The sequence below is a fragment of the Mesorhizobium huakuii genome (assembly GCF_014189455.1).
Taxonomy (GTDB): Bacteria; Pseudomonadota; Alphaproteobacteria; order Rhizobiales; family Rhizobiaceae; genus Mesorhizobium; species Mesorhizobium huakuii_A.
In genome coordinates this window covers 1678602-1698656 of sequence record NZ_CP050296.1, presented here as the reverse complement: position 1 = coordinate 1698656, position 20055 = coordinate 1678602, and the positions used below count along the sequence as shown (strand labels likewise).

Annotated in this window: 17 protein-coding genes and 2 pseudogenes; 8 read left to right on the top strand and 11 right to left on the bottom strand. The window is 54.5% G+C overall.

The genetic code is table 11. From position 1 onward, the window contains the following. Positions 1-21: 21 nt before the first annotated feature. The gene (locus tag HB778_RS08275) at positions 22-1038 is read right to left on the bottom strand and encodes a Gfo/Idh/MocA family protein (protein ID WP_183462935.1); all 1017 of its coding nucleotides are present in this window, start codon (positions 1036-1038) and stop codon (positions 22-24) included. Next, entirely contained in the window at positions 1035-2093 is a 1059-nt protein-coding gene (locus tag HB778_RS08270) for a LacI family DNA-binding transcriptional regulator (protein ID WP_183462933.1), read from the bottom strand. Before HB778_RS08270 ends, HB778_RS08275 begins: the two co-directional genes overlap by 4 nt. A 239-nt stretch (positions 2094-2332) precedes the next feature. Between HB778_RS08270 and HB778_RS08265 the strand changes: the two genes are divergently transcribed. After that, positions 2333-3487: a dihydrodipicolinate synthase family protein gene (locus HB778_RS08265; protein ID WP_183462930.1), complete on the top strand. Its 1155-nt coding sequence runs from the start codon at positions 2333-2335 to the stop codon at positions 3485-3487. Between the two features lie 1386 nt (positions 3488-4873). On the opposite strand, the gene HB778_RS08260 is transcribed toward HB778_RS08265, so the two are convergent. From HB778_RS08260 to HB778_RS08250, 3 genes are all read right to left on the bottom strand, one after another. After that, entirely contained in the window at positions 4874-6502 is a 1629-nt protein-coding gene (locus HB778_RS08260) for an IS1634 family transposase (RefSeq protein WP_183462928.1), read from the bottom strand. 300 nt (positions 6503-6802) lie between these two features. Continuing rightward, complete coding sequence (locus tag HB778_RS08255) at positions 6803-8500, bottom strand: hypothetical protein (protein WP_183462926.1); 1698 nt, start codon at positions 8498-8500, stop codon at positions 6803-6805. Further along, positions 8497-9081, bottom strand: coding sequence for a hypothetical protein (locus HB778_RS08250; RefSeq protein ID WP_183462924.1), 585 nt, complete (start codon positions 9079-9081; stop codon positions 8497-8499). Before HB778_RS08250 ends, HB778_RS08255 begins: the two co-directional genes overlap by 4 nt. A gap of 697 nt (positions 9082-9778) precedes the next feature. Between HB778_RS08250 and HB778_RS08245 the strand changes: the two genes are divergently transcribed. Together HB778_RS08245 and HB778_RS08240 are read left to right on the top strand one after the other, a co-directional pair. Then, positions 9779-10099 carry a hypothetical protein gene (locus tag HB778_RS08245; protein WP_183462922.1) on the top strand — a complete coding sequence of 107 codons (321 nt, stop codon included), beginning with the start codon at positions 9779-9781 and terminating at the stop codon, positions 10097-10099. Between the two features lie 1017 nt (positions 10100-11116). Beyond that, positions 11117-11344 (top strand): helix-turn-helix domain-containing protein, encoded by a 228-nt coding sequence (locus HB778_RS08240; protein WP_183462920.1) that lies wholly within the window; start codon positions 11117-11119, stop codon positions 11342-11344. Here HB778_RS08240 and HB778_RS08235 read toward each other — a convergent pair. Further along, positions 11341-11484 (bottom strand): annotated as a pseudogene (locus tag HB778_RS08235) (IS5/IS1182 family transposase); the annotation flags it as partial. The gene HB778_RS08240 and the pseudogene HB778_RS08235 sit on opposite strands and share 4 nt — an antisense overlap. A 439-nt stretch (positions 11485-11923) precedes the next feature. On the opposite strand from HB778_RS08235, the gene HB778_RS08230 reads away from it, so the two are divergent. The 3 genes from HB778_RS08230 to HB778_RS08220 are packed head-to-tail and all read left to right on the top strand — an operon-like array spanning position 11924 to position 13164. Continuing rightward, positions 11924-12304 carry a hypothetical protein gene (locus HB778_RS08230; RefSeq protein ID WP_183462918.1) on the top strand — a complete coding sequence of 127 codons (381 nt, stop codon included), beginning with the start codon at positions 11924-11926 and terminating at the stop codon, positions 12302-12304. Next, a complete protein-coding gene (locus tag HB778_RS08225) occupies positions 12301-12786 on the top strand; it encodes a hypothetical protein (RefSeq protein WP_183462916.1) in 486 nt (161 codons plus the stop codon). Before HB778_RS08230 ends, HB778_RS08225 begins: the two co-directional genes overlap by 4 nt. Before the next feature lie 27 nt (positions 12787-12813). Beyond that, positions 12814-13164, top strand: a complete 351-nt coding sequence (locus tag HB778_RS08220; protein WP_183462914.1) for a RusA family crossover junction endodeoxyribonuclease — start codon at positions 12814-12816, stop codon at positions 13162-13164. A gap of 335 nt (positions 13165-13499) precedes the next feature. Here the strand turns inward: HB778_RS08220 and HB778_RS08215 are convergent, their stop codons facing one another. The 3 genes from HB778_RS08215 to HB778_RS08205 form a co-directional block, all read right to left on the bottom strand. After that, positions 13500-13931 (bottom strand): hypothetical protein, encoded by a 432-nt coding sequence (locus HB778_RS08215; RefSeq protein WP_183462912.1) that lies wholly within the window; start codon positions 13929-13931, stop codon positions 13500-13502. A gap of 80 nt (positions 13932-14011) precedes the next feature. Next, a complete protein-coding gene (locus tag HB778_RS08210) occupies positions 14012-14626 on the bottom strand; it encodes a hypothetical protein (RefSeq protein WP_183462910.1) in 615 nt (204 codons plus the stop codon). A gap of 60 nt (positions 14627-14686) precedes the next feature. Then, complete coding sequence (locus tag HB778_RS08205) at positions 14687-15052, bottom strand: hypothetical protein (RefSeq protein ID WP_183462908.1); 366 nt, start codon at positions 15050-15052, stop codon at positions 14687-14689. A 149-nt stretch (positions 15053-15201) separates the two neighbouring features. Here HB778_RS08205 and HB778_RS08200 point away from each other — a divergent pair, with 149 nt between their 5' ends. Together HB778_RS08200 and HB778_RS43425 are read left to right on the top strand one after the other, a co-directional pair. Beyond that, entirely contained in the window at positions 15202-16542 is a 1341-nt protein-coding gene (locus tag HB778_RS08200) for an IS1380 family transposase (protein ID WP_183456652.1), read from the top strand. Positions 16543-16704: 162 nt separating this feature from the next. Beyond that, positions 16705-16923: pseudogene (locus HB778_RS43425) on the top strand (helix-turn-helix domain-containing protein). Between the two features lie 43 nt (positions 16924-16966). Here HB778_RS43425 and HB778_RS08190 read toward each other — a convergent pair. Together HB778_RS08190 and HB778_RS08185 are read right to left on the bottom strand one after the other, a co-directional pair. Further along, complete coding sequence (locus tag HB778_RS08190; protein WP_183462906.1) at positions 16967-19066, bottom strand: DEAD/DEAH box helicase; 2100 nt, start codon at positions 19064-19066, stop codon at positions 16967-16969. Next, a complete protein-coding gene (locus HB778_RS08185; protein WP_183462904.1) occupies positions 19066-19992 on the bottom strand; it encodes a HamA C-terminal domain-containing protein in 927 nt (308 codons plus the stop codon). Before HB778_RS08185 ends, HB778_RS08190 begins: the two co-directional genes overlap by 1 nt. Between the last annotated feature and the right edge of the window lie 63 nt (positions 19993-20055).

Here is a 20055-nt window from a genome sequence, read left to right as displayed (position 1 = left end):
GTGCTGCGGAAACGACCTTGCTCAATTCATGCTCCCGAGTTTCGGGTCTATCTTGACGGCCTTGCCGGAACTGGCCGATTGAAGCGCCGCCTCGGCTGAGGCCAACGACCAGATGCCATCCTCTCCGGTGGCGGCAGGCCGGCCGACACCGTGGATCGCGGCATGGAACTGACGCACGGATCTGACGTAGAGATCCTCGCGGTCGAAGCTCAATTGCTCTTCACCGCTGGCCGTGCGCAACAGCACCGAGCCGTCCGGCTTCTGGGTCATCACATTGCTGGCGATCAGCGAGCCTTCCGAACCATGCACCTCGAAGCCGGTGCCGGCGAATTTGGTGGTGAAGCCTTCATGCGACTGGGCGATGAGGCCGGACTTGAAGCGCCAGATGCACATGGCGCCGTCTTCCAGCCCGCTGCCGGCCATGCCGGCGGCTTGCGTGAAGGCCGAGACCTCGACCGGATCGTCGCCGAGCACGAAGCGCAACGTGTCGGCATCGTGCACGGTGATGTCGAGCACGACACCGCCGCCGGCTTCCGGCTTGGTGATGCGCCAGCCCTGCAGGCCCTCGGGCAGATAGACGGAATGGAAGACGCGAGCGGCGATCGGCTTGCCGATGCGCCCCGCTGCGATCGCTTCGCGCATGGCGCGATGTGCGCCGGCATTGCGCAGATGATGGTTGGTGCCGAGCACGATGCCAGCGGCCTTGGCCGAACTGACCATTTTGCGCGCGTCGGCGCTGTTCAGCGCCAGGGGCTTCTCGCACAGCACATGCTTTCCCGCCTTGATGGCGGCAAGCGCCTGTTCGAGATGCAGTTCGTTGGTGGTCGAGATGTAGACGGCGTCGATATCCTCGCCAAGGAGCTCGTCAAGCGTCGAGACCGCAAGCGGAATGTTGTTTTCCACGGCATATGCCTGGGCCCGCTCCGGGCTGGAACTCATCACCGCCGCGATCTTGCCATCGGCCTGCGCGCGGATGGCGTTGATCATGAATTGCCTGGCGATCGTGCTGGCGCCGATCAGCCCCCATTTGACACTCACGCGGCGCCTCCCGTTCCCGCAGGCCTGTTTCGCGTACGGCGATCCGGACCGCAGCTTTCCCTGACCACGAGATTGACCGCGCCGATATGATCTTCGGCGCGGGTGGTGCGCGACTGGATCATTTTCAACATGACATGGGCGGCGCGTTCGCCGAGCCCCGCGGAGTCCACAGCGACGCTGGTCAAAGCCGGCATATAGTGCTCGGCCTCGGCGACGTCGTCGAAACCGACGATGGCGAAATCCGCACCGGGCTCAAGCCCACGCTTGCGCAACGCCAGCATGGCGCCAAAGGCGACTGCGTCGTTGAAGCAGAGGGCAGCGGTCGGCGGTTCAGCCATCGCCAGAGCCGTTTCGAGACACGCGATACCACCTCTGCGGCTGGTCTCCCCCTCAACGACAAGCGCGTCGCGCGCGGCGATGCCTTGCGTCTCGCAGGCCTCGCGAAATCCGCCAAGGCGCTCGTGATAGACAACCAGATCGGACGAGCCGCCGAAGAAGACGAGCCGGCGATGTCCCTTGCCGATCAGATGGGCGGTGGCGAGATAGGCGCCGCGATGATTGTCGGGCGCAATCACCGGGATGCGGCTTTCCGGCAAGCGGCGCATGGCAAAGACCACCGGCACACCCGCCATCTCCAGCCGCCGGAAAGCGCCTGGCGTGGTGCCGCGCGCCGGCGACACGATGAGGCCGGCGACGCCCTGCTCCATCAGCGACTTCAGCACCTCTTCCTGGCGCACCGGATTCTCCGCCGTGTTGCCGATGAAAGGCACGATGCCGGCCGACTGGAAGACACGCTCCATGCCGACCGCCAGCTCGGCGAAGAAGGGATTGGTGAGATCGTTGATGACCATGCCGATGACGTTGGAATGGGCCTTGCGCAGATTGGCGGCGCCGCGGTTGTAGACATAGCCGACATCCTCGATCGCCTTGCGCACCTTGACCGCGGTCTCAGGCCGAATCAGCCCGCTGCCCTGGAGCACGAGCGACACCGTCGATTTGGACACGCCCGCCTCGCGGGCGATGTCGAAGATCGTTGCCTTGGCCCGGCTGGCCATCCAGATATCTCCTCCCGGTTTTCTCATCAAATCTATTGGAACGTTCTAATCATTGGTTCAATCGTGAGTCAACTGCGATTTTTTCTCGGCCTGAAAAACCGATTGTGCGTACTCGAATGGCTTACTTTGCAAGGCTTTCCGTGCTGCAACGCAGCATTTGTTCGCGAATGCGCTCCCAGTCTAAAGGTTCTTGATTTATTGGAACGTTCCATTTATAGGCGCTGCGAAGGGAGAGATCCATGGACATTGCCTTGCCTGGTGAGGGTGGCCGCAGCACCCGTTACGCGCTTGTCGGACAACCGGTGCAGCCGGTGACCGGCGCGCGATTTTCTCGCATCGCCTATGCCGCAGCGCATGTCGTTGCCGATCCCCTCGAAATGACCGATCCATGGTCGCGGCCCGTGGTCGACTGGGACAGAACTATGGCGTTCCGTCACCATTTGTGGCGGCTCGGCTTCCGCATCGCCGAGGCGATGGATACCTCGCAGCGCGGCATGGGCTTCGACTGGGCAAATGCAAAAGACTTGATCCGCCGGTCGATCGCCGAGTCCCGCACCGTCGATGGCGCCGATCTCGCCTCGGGTGCCGGAACCGACCATCTGGCGCCGGCGTCGGCCAGGACACTCGACGATGTAATCGCTGCCTATGAGGAGCAGTTCGCTTTCATCGAGGGACAGGGCGGCAAGGCGATCATGATGGCCAGCCGCGCGCTGGCGGCTGTGGCGAAGGGTCCGGACGATTACGCCGCCGTATATGACCGCATCTTAAGCCAAGCCTCCGGCAAGGTCATCCTGCACTGGCTGGGCGACATGTTCGACCCGGCCCTGAAGGGCTATTGGGGCAGCGGCGATTTTGAGACCGCGCTCGATACGGTGGTCGCCATCATCGAGCGCCATGCCAGCAAGGTCGAAGGCATCAAGATATCGCTGCTCGATGCCGGCAAGGAGGTCGCGCTGCGCAACCGGCTGCCGGATGGTGTCGTGATGTTCACCGGCGACGATTTCAACTATCCCGAACTGATCGCCGGTGATGGCAAGAAACATTCACACGCGCTGCTTGGCATTTTCGACGCCATCGCGCCGGTCGCCAACGCCGCGCTGGCGAGGCTGGCCGCCGGCGACCACGCCGGCTATGACGCGCTGATGGCGCCGACGGTGCCGCTGTCGCGAAAAATCTTCGAGGCGCCGACCGAATATTACAAGGCCGGCATCGTCTTCATGGCCTGGCTGAACGGCCATCAGGACCATTTCGCCATGGTCGGCGGCATGCAGTCGGCGCGCGGCATCCGCCATTATGCCGAAATCTTTCAGCTTGCCGACCAGGCAGGCCTGCTGGCCGATCCCGACCTTGCGGTATCGCGAATGAAGAGCCTGTGCGCCGTCGCGGGCGTTTGAGCCTGACGAAATTGGGTGGGAAGTATTCCCCCTGCCTTGGGCATTTGCGGAGGTGCAGAGACGCAGCCCTGCGAGATCTACAATCTCGGCGCCCAGAGCCACGTCCGCGGTTCGCCGTGGCCTGGCGTGTATCATTTTAATACAATCCCCAATTGGTAGACTCGCGCGAGACACAGGCAGTTAATCCCTCCCGTCAGGCCAAAAGGAGGGAAAGGCCGCAGACCGGGAGGAAACGATGTCTGTGCAAAAAGAAGATTATCGAACGAACAAAGCCGACTATCTGATTGCTGCGACGTATGGCCGAACGACCGCGGATGATGCCGACCGCGATGAACTCCTGGCAAAAGGGAAGCTCCTGTGGCTAAGAGATCGGCGATTCGCCAAATTGGCGACAAACCCGGCGGAAAGCTCGCCAGGGCCGAGAGCCAGACCGCGTGGTTAGCGACGGCAACTCGTTTTAGCGCGTTGAACGCATGAAAAGCCCCGCCGACCGGGAGTCAAGCGGGGCCTTCTGGACAGGCTTTTAGGATGTCCGACGATCCGAGAGGATCGGTTTCAATGTGGAGCCCTGCTGGATCCAGCGCATCGGCCGAATAGATGACGGTCGACCGATTGGACGTCCGCCAAGAACAACGACTATCTGCGCTGGCAAGGGTTCCAGGCGCTCACGCTTGTTCAGGACGGCGTGGGAAACGGCGACCGATAACGGTGTCTCGATCCGGCCATTGTCGTGGAGTGCCGACGCGACTGGCAAAGCTATCGCCTAAGTTTTTGAAAGGATGGTGGGCGTGACAGGGATTGAACCTGTGACCCCTGCAATGTCAATGCAGTGCTCTCCCGCTGACGTCGCATCCGCTCCTATCGAAAGACTGAATAAATTCAGCTGCTTACGCAGTCTATGATCTTTCTCAGCTACACGCAATGCCCTAAGAGTGATCTCGAATCCGCCCCCTTTTGTGACCAGAGTGTGACCGAAACATAGTGCGTTTCGATTCTCAAGCGGTCCCACAGAGGAAAAGATGCCGCTTGTACCCGCTTGGCTGCATTGGCCCTGAAGGCCATCCTGGACCGGTTAACGACCGAACAGGGCTATACGAAAAGAGCAGCACCAGCTTGGATGCCAGAACGTCGCGACTATCGAGAAGCGCCGAAAGGTTTCCAAGGGAGTGCTATCCGAAAAAGTATGTACGGAACCGAAGCACCCCCCCTTCGTCCTGTGGCTGTCAACTTTCGTCCAGTTCTCGGTGGCCAACTCCAGGAAAGCGGATAGTGGTAGGCCGGGGGGTACCCCTAGCCCCACTTAAACACCGCCTGTAAGAATATGTTATTATATCAGCACGTTAGGCGCGCGCCGGCGCGTGTTACCACTACATTTTGGGGATGATCTCAGGCGAGTTGTTCGTCGAGGTTGTGTGGCAGAGCGATGCCAGATGCCTTGAAGACGTTGCCCACTTGGCCCGTAACGTGGGTTCTGGTGGTGACGATGCGACCATCCTTTTCGATGGTGGCTTCCTGGAGGCGGTCGAGATCGCGTAGAAGCGGCTGCCATTCGGGCGTCAGGCCTTTGGCCCGGCAGAGGCGGTACAGTTCCTTGCTGAGTACGAGCCCCAGGAACGAGCAAAACACATGCCCGCGGATGGCGGCATCGGATTGGTGGAAGATCGGCCGGGTATTGAAGGTTGCCTTGGCGGCGCGGAACAGGCTCTCGACCTCGAGCAAATCGCGATACCGCAGCACGGCCTGGAGCGGGGTCACCTTCGCGTTGGTCCGCACCACGGTGATGCCGTCGTAGCGGGCTTCCTCGGCAAGCTTGCCGACATCGATCTTGAAGTTCTTGCCGCTGGCCTTGAGGTAACGCCGGTAGGCCGAGTTGCCGACCAGTGCCTTGTCGCCCTTCTTGAGCTGCGCCTCGAGGCCGGCGATGATCGCCTGGCGGTCGGCCTTGTCCTTCTCGGCCTCGGCGTCATTGCGGCTGACGATGTAGCGGTCTTTACCGACCTTGACCTCTTTGACCCACAACTGAGTTTCACCACGCTGGCGCTCGAGAACGAGCGGAACCATCGGTGCCGTGTCATTGAGCACGACGTTGTGGATCACGCTGCTCGAGCGTTCGCGGGCCCCCAGAATGTATTCCATGCCCAGCTTTTCGAGCGCGGCGATGGTATCGGCGCTGATCATGCCGCGATCGGCGACAACGCAGGCGCGTGTGACGCCGAAGCGCGTTCGCAGCCGATCGACCACCGGCAACAGGACGGTCACGTCAGCGGTGTTGCCGGGCACCATCTCGGTGCAGATCGGCCGGCCCTCGGCATCAACGACCAGCGCCAGGATCATTTGCGCCAGATCGGGGCGGAAGTCCTTGGAATGCCCGCGCTTGCCCAGCGTCTCGCCGCCCGCGCCATGGAAGGACAACGAGGTGGTGTCCATGAACACAAGGCTGAGGTCGGTGAACAGGTCCTGCCGGCGCGCGAAGAGCTTTTCCTCGATCGCGTCTTTCACGCAGCGCGCCACCAGCGCGCCTTGCGCCTTTTCGCCGAGTTCCTCGCCCAGCCACGCCATGGCCCGGTAAAAGTGATGGAGCGCCAGACCCTCGGCGCCCTCGATACCATAATCGGCCATCCAGTTCGCGCAGTCGCGGTCCGAGCCCGAGACGAACAGCCGATGCAGCGTGCCAACGAACACCGCCCGTTCCACCGCAAAGCCGAACTGGCGCCCTTCCAGCACCTCTTCCAGCACCTCGCCGATCCCGAGCCGCTCCCACAGCCGCCCGAACAACAGCGGACCGCCGATGCGGCGAGAGGCAATTCGCCCCGCGTCAATGTCGGACAGGATGAGGCTGCGTTCGCCATGGCGCGCAATCGAGGCCGCCAATCTGTCAAGTTCGCCGCTGGCAACCAGCGCATCCTTGCGGCCCAGCGCCTTTATCGTGCGCTGGCGAACGGTTTTGCCGTCGCGGACACTTTCCACGAGGTAAAGATAGCGGTGGCCGCGCGCGACTCTCTCAACGACAAACATGCCAGCGTTGTTATCGAATAAATGCCATCAAATCCATACAACATACGGCTAGCAGATCAAATGTTGTTACCACACATTTTCGCGCCGAAAACTCAAGGCGAGTGAATTCAATAGCTTAACGGACAGCGTTCGCCATCCGTTCACCTCCAACTGTTCAAGTCGGGCCTAGCGTAGACAGCCTCGGCGCAATTGCAGAAGTTTGGCGCTGTAAACTTTCGCTTGAAGCTAAGTCAGGGGTACGCCTTTGAGAGCGACAAATCGCGAGTTTACAAAGCGATCCGGTGGTTCGTCTTGGATCGCCTATCCTCGGCCCATAGAGCGGTCCCACAGATGTTTCTCTGGCTTGAGGGGCCTTCTCCTGCCAGAATTTGCTATTGCTGCTTTGGGGCCGGCTTTTGAGAATGTGTCACGCAACATACTGACCGCCTGACCAATAGGCCTGATCTCGGTGCCCTTCTCTGAGGAGCCAGATTTGGGACGACCAAGCAATTCCTCCCGTAGTCGGTAGCCTTCGTATTCAGGGGCTTCTCTCTTTGCCAGAAAGAGCCTCATGGCCAAGCTGTGCCGTTCGCTGACACTAACCTCTCCCTGACTGGCTAACAGTTCGTCAAAGAGGCTTGGCGAGTGTTTCAGGGATATCGTCATGCCACCCATCCTTTGCTGATAAGCGTCAAGCATTATCTCAGAAAGGTCGTCTGCATAGCCTTCGGCCACGATGAAGCTATCATGGATCGGGAGGACAGGAACTCCTTTGTCCATCATCCTCATGATAACGTCCTCGGCGATGTCAGAGTCGAGCCGTTGAAGTCGAATGCCCTCTCCTGACCCAAAATATTCAGCGACGGGCTTATGTTTTTCACTGATTGCGTCTTGAAGCTCTTTCCAGGTCCAGCCGGAGGGGAGTGATGATTTCCGTGGTGCTTCCATGTGGCCCTTGGCATTAATCAGCTTGAGGGTCTCTTGCTTGATCAGATCTCGGTGCTGCGGATCAATCCCACCAATAGCGTAGGCATCGCCTTCGAGCTGATATCCCATCCGAGCGTAAAGCATTGCCAGCTGCATGTTGGAATAGTCCACCTCCACCGTGGGCTTTCCATTGATGGTTATGAAACGACGGTATTCCCTCGGAACATTCTGCCACCAACCACCATAGAAGCGTCCACCATGATCGAATGTCCCATTGTTGAAGACGCGATAGAGCCTCTTGGCAGAAACCAGATCGATTGATGAGGATTCCGGTTTAGGTTCACCAAATTCATCGTAATCCAGACAGTTTCGGTTCTGCAGTGCGATTATTTCCTTATCGGTTAGAAACAGGTTTAGTGATGTATCGGACGATATGAATGAGTTGTAACTGTCAAGGCGATCTGACATAGACTGAGTTTCTTCATTCTTAACAAAATCTATGAACGATCGATCACATTTTGATGACCCTTTTCTCAGGCGTATTATCGTGACTGGCTTCTCAGAGGAAATTAGATCGTAAAGTTCTATGTAATGGTCAAATTGGAAAGTGTTCCTAGTAATGGGTTGGTGATATATATCATTGGTTTTTACATTAGTTATTTCTCTTATGGAATTTATGAGGATCTCTTTCAGCGGCTCTGAAGCCCATATCTCTGTTGCGTACCCTCTTCCCCGCTTCTTATCGAAGTTCCCGCCTCGTTTTTGCACCAGTGGTGGATTGGACTGACTCAGGAAGCGCACGACCTTGCTAACAGCCCGGATACCCAATTGATTCGGATTAAATGGCCCCTGCCGATAGCCATCGTTGCTGAGATCAATCCGGACGCCACGGGAAGGATGTAAGGCGCATGATCGGATAAGGTTGACCAAGATCACGCTGAGAGCCGTTTTGATGTTCTCTACGGCATCCTGCCTTGGTCTCTTCCCTGCTTCTGTGGCTATGTCCTCGGCAATGGAGGACAGGAGAGGCTCAAACAATGAAGACAGCCTCAATGACCGATCGAGCCATGGGGAATTGCTGTTGTACATCATGACTCAACCCAATCCGGTAGCTGAGCCAATTGAGCCTCGACTCCAGGGGAAATATCTCCGACCTTCTCCCTGATCGCACGATACAGTCCTGCCTTTGCCCTACAATAGCTCGTTCCCCTCCAGGCTGGTCTTCCGTGGAAAGAACCCTTTCGAAACTGAAGAATCCATTGGATCCTGTCCTCACAGACGATTACCCGCCATTTCTCGTTCAGCTGGACAACAACACCGGAATAGGTATCGCTTTTTTCTCTTCTGTCCGGGGCAGGTAACGGTCCTGAGATCAAATCTAACGGTGGAACCGTGAACTGATCATCGAAAATCCTGTGAGCCTCTGGGACCTCAAGATTTCTGAAGGAAGCTGCTTCTGACGCTTCGTTCTTGTTGTCTGGGGCAGATAGGGGTCCTGTAGCCTGATCTGATAATGGGATGGCTAACTGTGGCTCGACGGTTTCGTCGAACTCTGGGACATTTGTATATTCAGCATGTTCGCTCTTGCTATCCGAACGGACAGCAGTTTTCGAAGAATATGGTTTTAGCAAGGATTTAATTATATCTAAATTACGAAATCTAAAATGGAACAATTTATCTCCTGTGTAAAAGTAAAAAATCAAAAAAATGTAGTTATATTGATATATTTGCCCAGCGCCTTAAGGCGACAGGTCGGAGTCAAATTAATTTTCAGATAAATAGTAGCCACCAAACTGGTGACGCAATTAGGGAGCGAACCAAGGCCCATATCCCTACACAATAATCATATCAAAAAAACTGAACTTTGTCAATGACTTATGCCATAGTGGTCCCGCCTCGACCTCGGAGGTAGGCTGGCATCGATGGTCAAAAATGAACGCCACCAAACCGGAGGCGTACTATCGAAAGGAACGTATTTATTCTTCCTTCTACACCTATAATTATATCAAAAAAGCCTAACATTGTCAAAGACTTACTTGAGTGTCGACTCGCTCTGGCCTGCCGGAAGCTTCCGCATGAGCGTCTGAATGCCCCTACCTGACTCGTAGATAGGTCCCACAATCGCCCTAAGGCATCTGTTCCGAGCAATGGACGAGGGCGCGCCGTCGCTCTGTGGGACCGCTCTGAGTCTCCCTTGCTTGCAGGCAAGATCACACCTACGAATAGTGGGCACGACTATCGAGTTAACCCGCACGGGGCGGTCCCATGATGCTTATCGGGCTACAGGCCTCTGGCAGACGGCTTATTCTTCGATCAGTAATAGCCGTCCTAGCTGCTTGGGATAGCGGAGCATCCGCTTCGACACTTTCGATGAAATGCACATTTCCTGGCGTTCAGGAAGCCAATGCCATCGAAATCACATTCGTCACCAACACCGCCGAATATGGCCAGATGACCGTTTTCGGAGCGTTTGGCACCCGCAAAGCGACAAGCTTCATGCAAGGCAATTTCCTTGTGGCGCTTGAAGCCCTACCGATTGGAACCACTTCAACGCTCATTTACATCAAGCCCGGCGAGGATATTGTTGCGCTTCGTTCAACGGAATTCGAAGCCGACAAGTCGCAAGTTGCGGTCGGAGAATCGAATATCTTGACGTCCGCCATGCGCGGCAATTGTGCGATGTTCCGATAGACCGTCCACCGCTAGCAAAGCCGACGCTTGGGAAAGGCCCTGGGCGCAATCTCACTTCGGCAGAGGTACAGCACGACGAGCGCGGCCAGTATGACCACTGCGGGCCCCGTGTCGTGTAGGTATGAAATCTTTCGGTTGGCATTGGAGAGCGCAATCTACTTATGCAATATTGGCAAAAAGCGTCTAACGCCTTTGTATGGCTTGGTCGGAGCCGATATCGAAAAGTCTATTGTTCTGACTTCGAAGCCGCCTGACTTGGTAAGTTGGCCGAAGTTTACTCTTGCTTCTGCATCTATTGTTCGCTCGTAGTTGCCAGATTGCCGCAACGCGTCTTGCAATTGGAAGTCGTTGGACTCTATCTCCATTCGCAACGATGGCAATTGCTTGCCGTGAATTCCTATGTATTTGTCTCCACTAATATAAACGAAAGCGGATGGGGTATCTAAGTCGCTAGAGATGTCGCTATGATTTTTGTCTATCACTTTGTAGACAAGGCGGAAATCAAAGTCATGACCGCTTCTGTATTCTATCCGCGCATCTCGGTCTCCAAACGAGCAATATTCAGCATTTGTTTCTAGATGTACGCTCCAATCGTTGGTTAATCGCTTATCATTGAAGTGTCTTCGTATCGTAAAACTGTCGACGAATTTGAATTTAAACTTCAGACCGGATAGATTTTGTCCAACTAGATCTGATGCTATCGTTGATAGGCATCACTTTTCCCCGAATTCGAGCTATTGGATTTCCGTGTGTGATTCTAGGATCATCTGCCAACTGGCGTTGGTCCGCCGCTAATTCGCCCTGTAAGCAAACTTGTGCAGCGTCGCGTTCCCCTCTCAAACAGAGAGGCAGCAGCGCACGCAAAATACCGCTCAAGATGCCCCTCAGACGCGCGTAGGGTGGGCAAAGAGGGTCTTTCGTTGCTCATCGGTTACCCTCCCGAGACGCGTTGGTTGGCCGTTCGCTTTGTTCAATATATCGAGGTGCGAATTTTGAGCAACTGGGTTCGCTTCCGGCATGGACTTGCGGGAAGTGCTTGCTGCGAATTTGCGCCGGTTGAGGCACCTAAGAGGGCTGTCTCAAGACGATCTCGCGTACGATGCAGGAGTCAGCCGGAGCTACCTCAGCCAGATCGAAAAGGGCAAATATTACGCAAGCCTAAAGTTCATCGGCAAGCTTGCGGTCGTGCTCCAGGTTGAGGCGTGGGAGCTTCTTAAACCACCGGAGACCCGCGTGAGGGACTAGGACGTAGACTCATTACCGCGTAGCCAGATGCGGACGGAGACGAGTTTGAGCGCAGCGAGATAGTCTTCTGCCAGTTTGTCGTATCGAGTTGCGATGCGGCGGAACTGCTTGGCCTTGTTGAAGAAGCGTTCGACAAGGTTGCACGCCCCATTGCAGACAATGGCGACGGCGATATAACTCCATGTATGCAAAGATCCTTCAGCGTCGGAACACTTGTTCGTTTGGTTGGAACGCCGCCAAATCTTGTCGATGCAGACGATCTTCAAACCGCAACTCTCTTCCGCTTATGCCTCGGAAAGACGTTCCCAATCAGGGAAATGTTAGACGGCATGGCTGCTTTGGATGTCGGAGAGATATTAGGTGAGCTGTCGTATATGCACACGATCTACGTAGAACCTGAATTCCTTGAATTCGTTACGGGTTGACAAGCGTCGTCCGAATTCCACCCCTCTCGGTCACTTCGCATTTATGAGTTCACGACCTAGGCTCCTTAAGGGGAGCCTTTTTCATGCTCAACAAGCATATTCTGGCGCAGATGCTAAACAGAATGTAGAATGCCGCGTCTCACAGGAGAGCGTCATGACCGGACAACCTGAAGTCAATACCGCCCTAATCATCATAGATGGCGATTTGTATGATGTTTGGTCCGCCATGCTCGTTTCCGCCGCTCCCGGGGTGAAGATCAGCAGGGCAGACCCCTCCATTTTTGTCAGCGACAAGCAGGTAATTGAGACACTCAACAAACGTTACGATTGCATCCTGCTGGCTTCGAAATTACCCGCCTTTTCCTCGGTCCGGCTAGCTGAACTTGCCCATCAATTGAATTCTCCTACGAAGCTAATTCTAATCAGCAGGAACAATGCAGATCCAGAGGCAACTGGAAGGTTGTTTCACGCATTTATTCCCGTGGAGAAATTGTCTTCCGATAGGCTCTCTGAGGCCCTAAAAAAGATCGTGTGAAGGTAGATTCCGAAGAGCTGCCTAGGCTCATCGAGACGGTAATCAATACATCATTCTATTTCAGCAACCTGGCCAACAAACTTCTTTACGGCGCCGAAGCTCCATCTAGTGCATCTCCTGAAATTACCTATATTGACTATATCAAATTGATTAAAAGGGGCCTTGAGACGCAACGTAGGGAACAAAGAAGACAACAGGAACTGGAGCGGCCTCGCACGCCGAGCAGGGCGGCTCCCGCTATTACAGACAAGCATCGTGCGCCTCATACATTGCTACTTGTTCAGTCGTTAGGCGCGCTTGTTGCGGGTTTAAGCCTCGCCTTCATGGGTCTTTATGCGATGCAGGGCGATACGACAGTGGATCTTTTCGGCCAGAAGATAACCTCCAAGAGCGCTGGCGTTATAGCTATTTTTATTGGCGCAGTGTTGATTGTTCTCATGAGCCGCAGGATATTGAAAACGTTGGATCTGATGCTCAGATGAAACGTGCCGAGACGGTATACTAGATGGGTGATAATCACCCTCTCGGGAGAGCCTAAGTCTACCCAACATATCTACCAATCGGCTTGTCGCGGGCGCTTCCCAACTGTCTATATGACAGGCCAGGGAAAGGCGATCAAACAGAGCTACCATTGGGAAGCGAAGAGCCAGTGGCGAGGCGAGGTACTGGGCGGTGACGTTGCACTTTCGGTGACGTTTTATTTCGGCACAAGGCGCAAGGCTGACCTAGATAACTTCAATAAATTATGGGCGGATGCGCTCACGGGCGTTGTGTACGAGGACGACAGCCAGATAGCGGAGCTCTTGCTCAAGCGTGCCTATGATCCGAAGGCCCCGCGTATCGAAATCACTGTCCTATGAGGCACGAACTCCCGCCAACCAGGCCGGCATCGCTGTTCTGCGCTCGGTGTGGCGGCAGAGGATTTTACTACAAGAACGAGTGGGCGAAGACGTGCGCATGCCGCTATCCGGGGCAGTTTAAGACTGATAAAAACTATCGGCCAGAACTCATGAAAACGCCCTACAAACCGCTCTAGAAAAAACCTGTCAAGCAGTTATCCACTTATTCCCCACCCGACGCTGGAAGTTGGTTTTAGTCAAGAGTGACAGGGGTAGGAGGGGGAAGCCCAGCCGAGGAGTAGTAGGGCTTCCAGGCGTTTGTGACCCAGATACGTGGCCTATGCAGGCCAGATTTATCAATGGCTAGGCCGAATATTGAACACCTGCTCTTGATGGGTGCAGTCACTTAAGAAAACGGCAGTCCCTCCAGATGCTACTGCGGTCTCAGAAAGGCAGGTATTCGCGTTGCTAGCCGAAACAATGTTCACTCGATTTAACTTGTCGTCGATCGCACCCGACACGCCGGCCTTAATCTTCGCTTCCAAAGCAGCATGAGCGGCATTTTCATCCTCGCGGAGCTTGCTGATAGCCGCGTTTGCCTGCGCAATTTGGGAATTCGCAGTGTCTAGAGCGGCGGACAACTTTGCGATGCTCTTCTCCAGACACGGTATCCGATTTTTAGGTTTTTCGGAAGCGCAGCTGGCGGCATTCGCAGGTTGAATTGCTGCGGCCCCGCTCACAACCAAAACACTAGCGGCGACCACCAATCCCATAAGCACTTTGCGCATGTTTCATTCCCCAAGCATAACCAGGCCAATCCCACAGCTATACTTACGAAGCTATCCAAGGGGGAACGCATTAGCAACGGCTAAGTGAGAGCGCCGCTCAGCGCCGTCGTGGCTATTCCCGAGAAGAAACCGCCGAACGTCTTCACGATATCCGTAGCTGCTTTCAGCTTAGCTTGGTTTTCGGGAACGTCCTTCGTGGTCAGAAGCACCACCATGGAAGCTAGGAATGCGATTGCCATAACGACCAGGATCATAAGCACCACCCAGGGGACCAGCCAGGAAAGGTCGGCCTTGACCGGAGGATCACCTGCCGTGGCTGCGTAAGCGGCTTGGAATACGGCGCTGGACAGCAACAGCATTAGCTGTTCCCAGATTTTCGGAGCAAATTTGGTAGCAGCCGCAATGAGGCCAATCGTTCCCACAATAGCCATCAAGGCCGTTGACCAGTACGGCTTTACGTTAAACTCATATACCTGTACATCGGGCTTATCGTTTATTAGGACGATGTCGTCGATCGCCACGCGATCTTCTTTCGAAATGTCGTACTTCTTAAGGATTGCGTCCAGGCGCCTTTTCCGCTCGTACAGTCTCTCGACTTGCTTTGCCCCTGAGCGGTAGCCCATATATCCGAAAAGAGCGCCTGCGGCTGCCGTTCCCAAAGTGACAGCAACTAAAAAAACCGAATTTGTCGACATGCCCGCCCCCCATTTCCTCGTTGCCTACTTACACGCTTAGTGTGGAGGTCGGTAGGTGCGCTAGCTTGCCGGTAAGCCAAACAGGGTGGAAATGACCCCGATAAAGAAGCCCATCAGCGTCTTGATCGTGTCCACCGCAAACGAGAACCGCTTTTCGTCTTTGGTCAGAAAAACAGCGATAAGGCAGATAACCATGACGACGGCTAGCACAACGATCATGCCGGCGTAGGCAATGCTGCGAAGGTTGGATTGAAAACGGGTGTTTGGGTCGTTTTGGTCGGCGGCGTTTGCAGCGGTTACGAAGCTCGGGATGTCGCCGAGTGACAGTAAGGGCTTAAGGTACGAATTCAGATTGTCCCACTCTCCTCTGAGACTGCTGTTGCTGACTTGGATACTTCTAAAGATGGCTTCGATTGGCGGAGCCAAGAGTCCCGCGCCGCCTTCAATATCGTCCTGTGAAGCGAGTTAGCCTGAAAAATTCATGAGGGTTGGTGGATGTGGCGCAAGCCGTTGAAATGACTTAGGATTTGGTTGCTTAAGCCGATCCGAACCATTTCCCGGAGACCACACCCACCATGAACGATCTTACGCTGCCGCTGAGCGGTTTGTCATCAGTCGGCGGCAAGTCCGTCGTCGCCCGTTTCGACGGCGGCATGCTGTCGTCCAACAGCGGCGTTCTGGCTTTGGCCGAGGTGGAAAAGCGGTTGCGGGTGGCCGAGCGTCTGGCGCGTTGCATCGACGATCCGCGCTGCCCGGACCAGGTCGTCCACAGCCTGGCGGACATGATCGGCTTTCGCATGAAGATGATTGCCGCCGGCTACGAGGACGGCAACGACGCCAACCGGCTGCGCCGCGATCCGGTCTTCAAGATGGCCCAGGATGCGCTGCCGTCGGGTCGGGATCTGGCGTCGCAATCGACGCTGTGCCGGCTGGAGAACCTGCCCGGCGTGCGGGAGCTGGTTGCGATGGGGCGGGCGATGGTCGATCTCTATTGCGCCTCGTTCCGGCAGGTGCCGAAGCGGATCGTACTCGACATTGACGACACCTTCGACGCTGTGCACGGAGGCCAACAGCTTCGCCTGTTCAATGCCCACCATGACGAATACGGCTTCCAGCCGATCGTAGTGTTCGATGGGGCGGGACGGTTCGTCAGCGCGATCCTGCGACCGGCCAAGCGGCCGAGTGGGGCTGAGATCCGCCCCCACCTGCGCCGTCTGGTGCGGGCGATCCGGATCAACTGGCCGAACATTCGAATCCTGCTCCGCGGCGATAGCCATTATTGCAGCCCGCAGGTCATCGACTGGTGCCGCGCCAACGACGTCGACTTCATCTTTGGCCTCGCGCCCACCACGACCCTGCGCAAGCATGTCGCGGATCTGGAGGCCAGCACGACGGCGCGCTTCGAAGCGTCGGCCAAGACAGGCAAGGTCCGCAGGTTCAAGGAGTTCGTTGACGGCGCCGCTAGTTGGAGCCGCGTCGAGCGCATCATCGCGCGGGTCGAGGTCGGCGCCCAAGGTGCCGATACCCGCTTCGTCGTCACCAACCTTGCCGGTGGGAAGGCCAAGGCGCTCTACGAGGATGTCTACTGCCGGCGCGGCGCGGCCGAGAACCACATCAAGTCGTGGAAGACGCATCTTGCCGCCGACCGCACATCCTGCACCAGAGCGACGGCCAACCAGTTCCGGCTATTCCTGCATGCCGGTGCTTACTGGTTGATGTGGGGCTTGCGGGCCGCGATGCCGAGGCGCTCGAGCTTTGCCGTCGCCCAATTCGACACGCTGCGATTGCGCCTCATCAAAATCGCTGCGCGGGTGGTCGAGATGAAATCGCAAATCCGCCTGCACCTGCCGACATCGTGCCCCGACCAGCGCATCCTGCGCATCGTCCTCGATCGCATCCCCCAACTCGCGACATAACGATGGGGCGCAGACGCCCCGAAACGAACCCGTCGACCGCAACCTGCAAACCCCCGCCTGCCATCACGACGGAGCAATTCCGGCGCCTGACGAGGCGCGTGGAAAAGCACCGCAACGGCGACCACAGCGTCGCTTCAGGCCGTCAAAAGCTTATCGCCGTGCATTAAGGCGGTTAGCCGGCTGCGTCGTGAAAGCGGTCTAACCCAAGAGGACGTTGAAGAGCGTTCTGGTTTCTCTCAGCAGTATCTCAGCGACCTTGAGCGGGGTAAGCGCAACCCAACCGTCATCACAACACTATAACGACTGGCCCAGGCGCTTGGCGCAAGCCATGTCGATCTTGTTCGTCCTCACAGCGAAGACGAAGCAGGGCCGAGCCACTAGCAACCCGCACCGCAGGAACGGACATAGGATAGCATTGAAAGGTCTAGGCTGCGACACTATCCTGAGTAATACCCTCAAAGAAGTACTTCACGATATACCGATCGAACGCCGTGAGCGATGCCAGGGAATTCACCCCTTCCACCCCTATATCTTGAAACTGAGCTATCGCATTTCTTATATCAAGAGAGGGATCTGACAATTTTATAAGGCCTTCCCGGTCTATCTTCCTAGAAATCATGCGGGGCAGCCCATACTCCTCTAATTGGTAAACCGCACCTGGTAAGAAAGCGTGGCTCAGCTTGAATATAAAAGGAGAGACGTCGACAGAGGGGTTGATTATTATCTTATGGAGTTCGTTCACATCTCTGAGTAAAGCTGACATCTTGAACGTAACGTTTCGCTCAAGTTGAAAAAATTGTTCCAAACCGATCCCTGCCTGGTCGAGCCTACCTAAGAGTATCGGTATCCCGCTCCTCCAGTTGTCGGATAAAACCTTGATAAATGACACTAGTTTCGAGAATTGTATGTCCCATCCCGATGGACTCAAATTAATGATCTTATAGAGCATTCGCTCCCACTGGTTCGGATCGTCAGAATTCAGAAAACCGAATCCATTCCAATCCGACGGACTTCTTTTCATGCTCCTCGCCAATTCGAGTATAAAATCCGAGTCACTGTTCTGGATAAGATTGCCCTTGCTAATTCTATCGAATTCTTCGTCGCCTAAAATCTCCGACATTGCGTCCTTATAGGCGATGATGTGCTCTACCTGCCGGTCATCGAGGTGGTCACGGTGCTCAACTTCGTCCAAATCACCTAGGATAGCGTCAGGGAATTGGATTTCTAGCTGAGTGGTTTCCTCCTTAGGGGGTGATTCGAGAAGATATATGTTCCCGACGAAATGCCTAAACATCCTTCCGCCTCTGCCTATTATGTTCCTATATGTAAAGTCGTTGAGGCGCGTATTCCCCAACCGATTTCTCCAGATCACTACGTTCTCGGCGGAGGTGTTGACGCCCTCAATAATCGATGAAGTCGAGATAATGCTGTCGAACCCATGCACCGACTCAAAGATCTTTATCTGGAGCTGACTCAAAGAGCGATGCATTCGTCCATTGTGAATGCCAACGCCTCTACGAACTAGATGGGTTAACTGCCAGTTTGGGCCGTAGTTTTCGGCAAGCCATCTCGAAAAATGATTCAGAACGGGTCGATCAACTACGCTCATACTGGTCATGATCAATGTTGCGACCTTGTCGATCTGAGGATACGACCCGGCATAAACCAACGATTTCGCGTCTCTAGGGCCGATAATTTCGAGCAGCTTTTCTCCCTTAAGTTCCTCGTCATCGCCGATATCTTTGAACCATTCATATTTCCGCAGATAAACTGTGTTAAAATCGAGAAGTTCGATGAATTCCATACCTTGGGTAAATACGTTTTTATCGATTGATTTTACGTTTGGAGCTAGGAAGTACCTTTGTCTAGCTTTTTTGGACAGCTTCAATATAGCCTTCAGCAATGATGGTGACCGTTCCTTGTCATGCTTAGCGCTAGCCTTATAAAATTCGTCAACTACGAGTAGGTCTATGGAGTCAACCTTATCAATATAGCTGAAGGCTCGTTCCTGTGGGAAGATAAAAATGTTAAATGCCTCGATAGCCATATCTGTAGCGGTAACGATGTTATACTGATCGGAGAATTTTTTGAATATGCGCCGCCGTGTCTCGTCCATCAACGCAATTGTTGGAACTATTATAAACACATTTTTCGGGCGCTTTGCGGCGATGAATGCGTCTATTATAAAGCTTTTGCCAAAGCTAGTCGGAGCACTAACTGCGATATCTGCCCCTTCTAAAAGACGGGAAAGGACGTAGGATTGTTCTCTATGAAGGGTGGCCGAAGCGCGACCAATGTCGACCTTGAAGGCCTCTGTTACGAATTTCTCCTGCCAGGAGGCCGTTTCTAGCTGGAGATATGGATAGAGGCCGGCTTCTCGGATGAGATGATTCAGAAAATCTGGGTATGGGGTCTCCTCTTGGCTTAACTCGTCAAGCAGGAGGATTAGTTTATCCCGAGCGTCGGGCAGATTTCCTGACAGAGTCAGTTGATTTATTTCTTGGCATATTTCAAATGTATCCATCAAGACTGCGCCTTGAAGAAAGATACGCCATTGACGAATGATTTAACGATTTTTTCTTTATTTGGAACCGGGAAGAATATTACGTGAAATTTGATCTCTTCGTACATAAACACGGCTGAAGAAGCTGAAATCTGCTTCTTAAAATATGACTCTGCTCTGTTCTTTTGATCTGCAATAAGCGATTCCCGATAAGCGTCGTCAAAGATGGAGGCGGTGGACGTCAACTGACATTCGTATAGAAGCATGATCGGAACGTTTATTTTATTTTTTAACGTGTCGATGGATTCTTTTGGCTGAATCGCCTCTATTATTTTAGTCCGCAGGTCGTTGTCGATATCTAGGTGATATATATCAGAAACGTTTGTGACAATGCTGTTTTCTTTCTTCAATTTATCAGTTCTGAGTGACTCAATGACAGACAAGACTATCTTATCTAGTCTACTGTCAGCAAGAGAGTTATAAAATTTTGCTTCACCGAACCACAGGGAAAACTCATTGTCTTTTATAACTATATGTACGCTGTCCGCACCCTTCGCATTATCTTGTGCGTTCTGTTTATAGAATATCTTTGGAACGACGGGGAGGGCTCCAAAATGATCTTTCATTATACCGTACAGGAACACCTCGGCGATTTCACTGCCTTGGCCGACCTTATCGTTGTCCGTCAGTCTTAGGTTTTTGGCTGATGCGACAAGCGTCGTATGGCTTTTTCCAACCAATGCGTCCCGCTCTCTCTGTGATAATGCGGTCTGAGCGATATTGTCCCATAGATAGCTCTGAAAGCGGCTATAACGCCATTGTCCATCTTCGTAGTCGTTGACGAGGCTCAACATCCGTTTGTTAACGGCGGCCTTGAGCTCCTCGATACTGGACACGTCCGAAAGAGATGTATCCAGCAATGTGTCGAAGGTAATAGCGGTGGTCATGGCGATACCGGGTTTAATCCATTGCGATATTTTATCGGCAAAGAATGTACAACCGGTGTGTCC

Coding starts and splice junctions, on each gene's coding strand:
- HB778_RS08230 (WP_183462918.1), top strand. CDS start 11,924: ATGACCGGACAACCTGAAGTCAATACCGCCCTAATCATCATAGATGGC.
- HB778_RS08245 (WP_183462922.1), top strand. CDS start 9,779: ATGAAATGCACATTTCCTGGCGTTCAGGAAGCCAATGCCATCGAAATC.
- HB778_RS08240 (WP_183462920.1), top strand. CDS start 11,117: ATGGACTTGCGGGAAGTGCTTGCTGCGAATTTGCGCCGGTTGAGGCAC.
- HB778_RS08260 (WP_183462928.1), bottom strand. CDS start 6,502: ATGTTTGTCGTTGAGAGAGTCGCGCGCGGCCACCGCTATCTTTACCTC.
- HB778_RS08190 (WP_183462906.1), bottom strand. CDS start 19,066: ATGGATACATTTGAAATATGCCAAGAAATAAATCAACTGACTCTGTCA.
- HB778_RS08270 (WP_183462933.1), bottom strand. CDS start 2,093: ATGGCCAGCCGGGCCAAGGCAACGATCTTCGACATCGCCCGCGAGGCG.
- HB778_RS08255 (WP_183462926.1), bottom strand. CDS start 8,500: ATGATGTACAACAGCAATTCCCCATGGCTCGATCGGTCATTGAGGCTG.
- HB778_RS08185 (WP_183462904.1), bottom strand. CDS start 19,992: ATGACCACCGCTATTACCTTCGACACATTGCTGGATACATCTCTTTCG.
- HB778_RS08215 (WP_183462912.1), bottom strand. CDS start 13,931: ATGCGCAAAGTGCTTATGGGATTGGTGGTCGCCGCTAGTGTTTTGGTT.
- HB778_RS08200 (WP_183456652.1), top strand. CDS start 15,202: ATGAACGATCTTACGCTGCCGCTGAGCGGTTTGTCATCAGTCGGCGGC.
- HB778_RS08210 (WP_183462910.1), bottom strand. CDS start 14,626: ATGTCGACAAATTCGGTTTTTTTAGTTGCTGTCACTTTGGGAACGGCA.
- HB778_RS08265 (WP_183462930.1), top strand. CDS start 2,333: ATGGACATTGCCTTGCCTGGTGAGGGTGGCCGCAGCACCCGTTACGCG.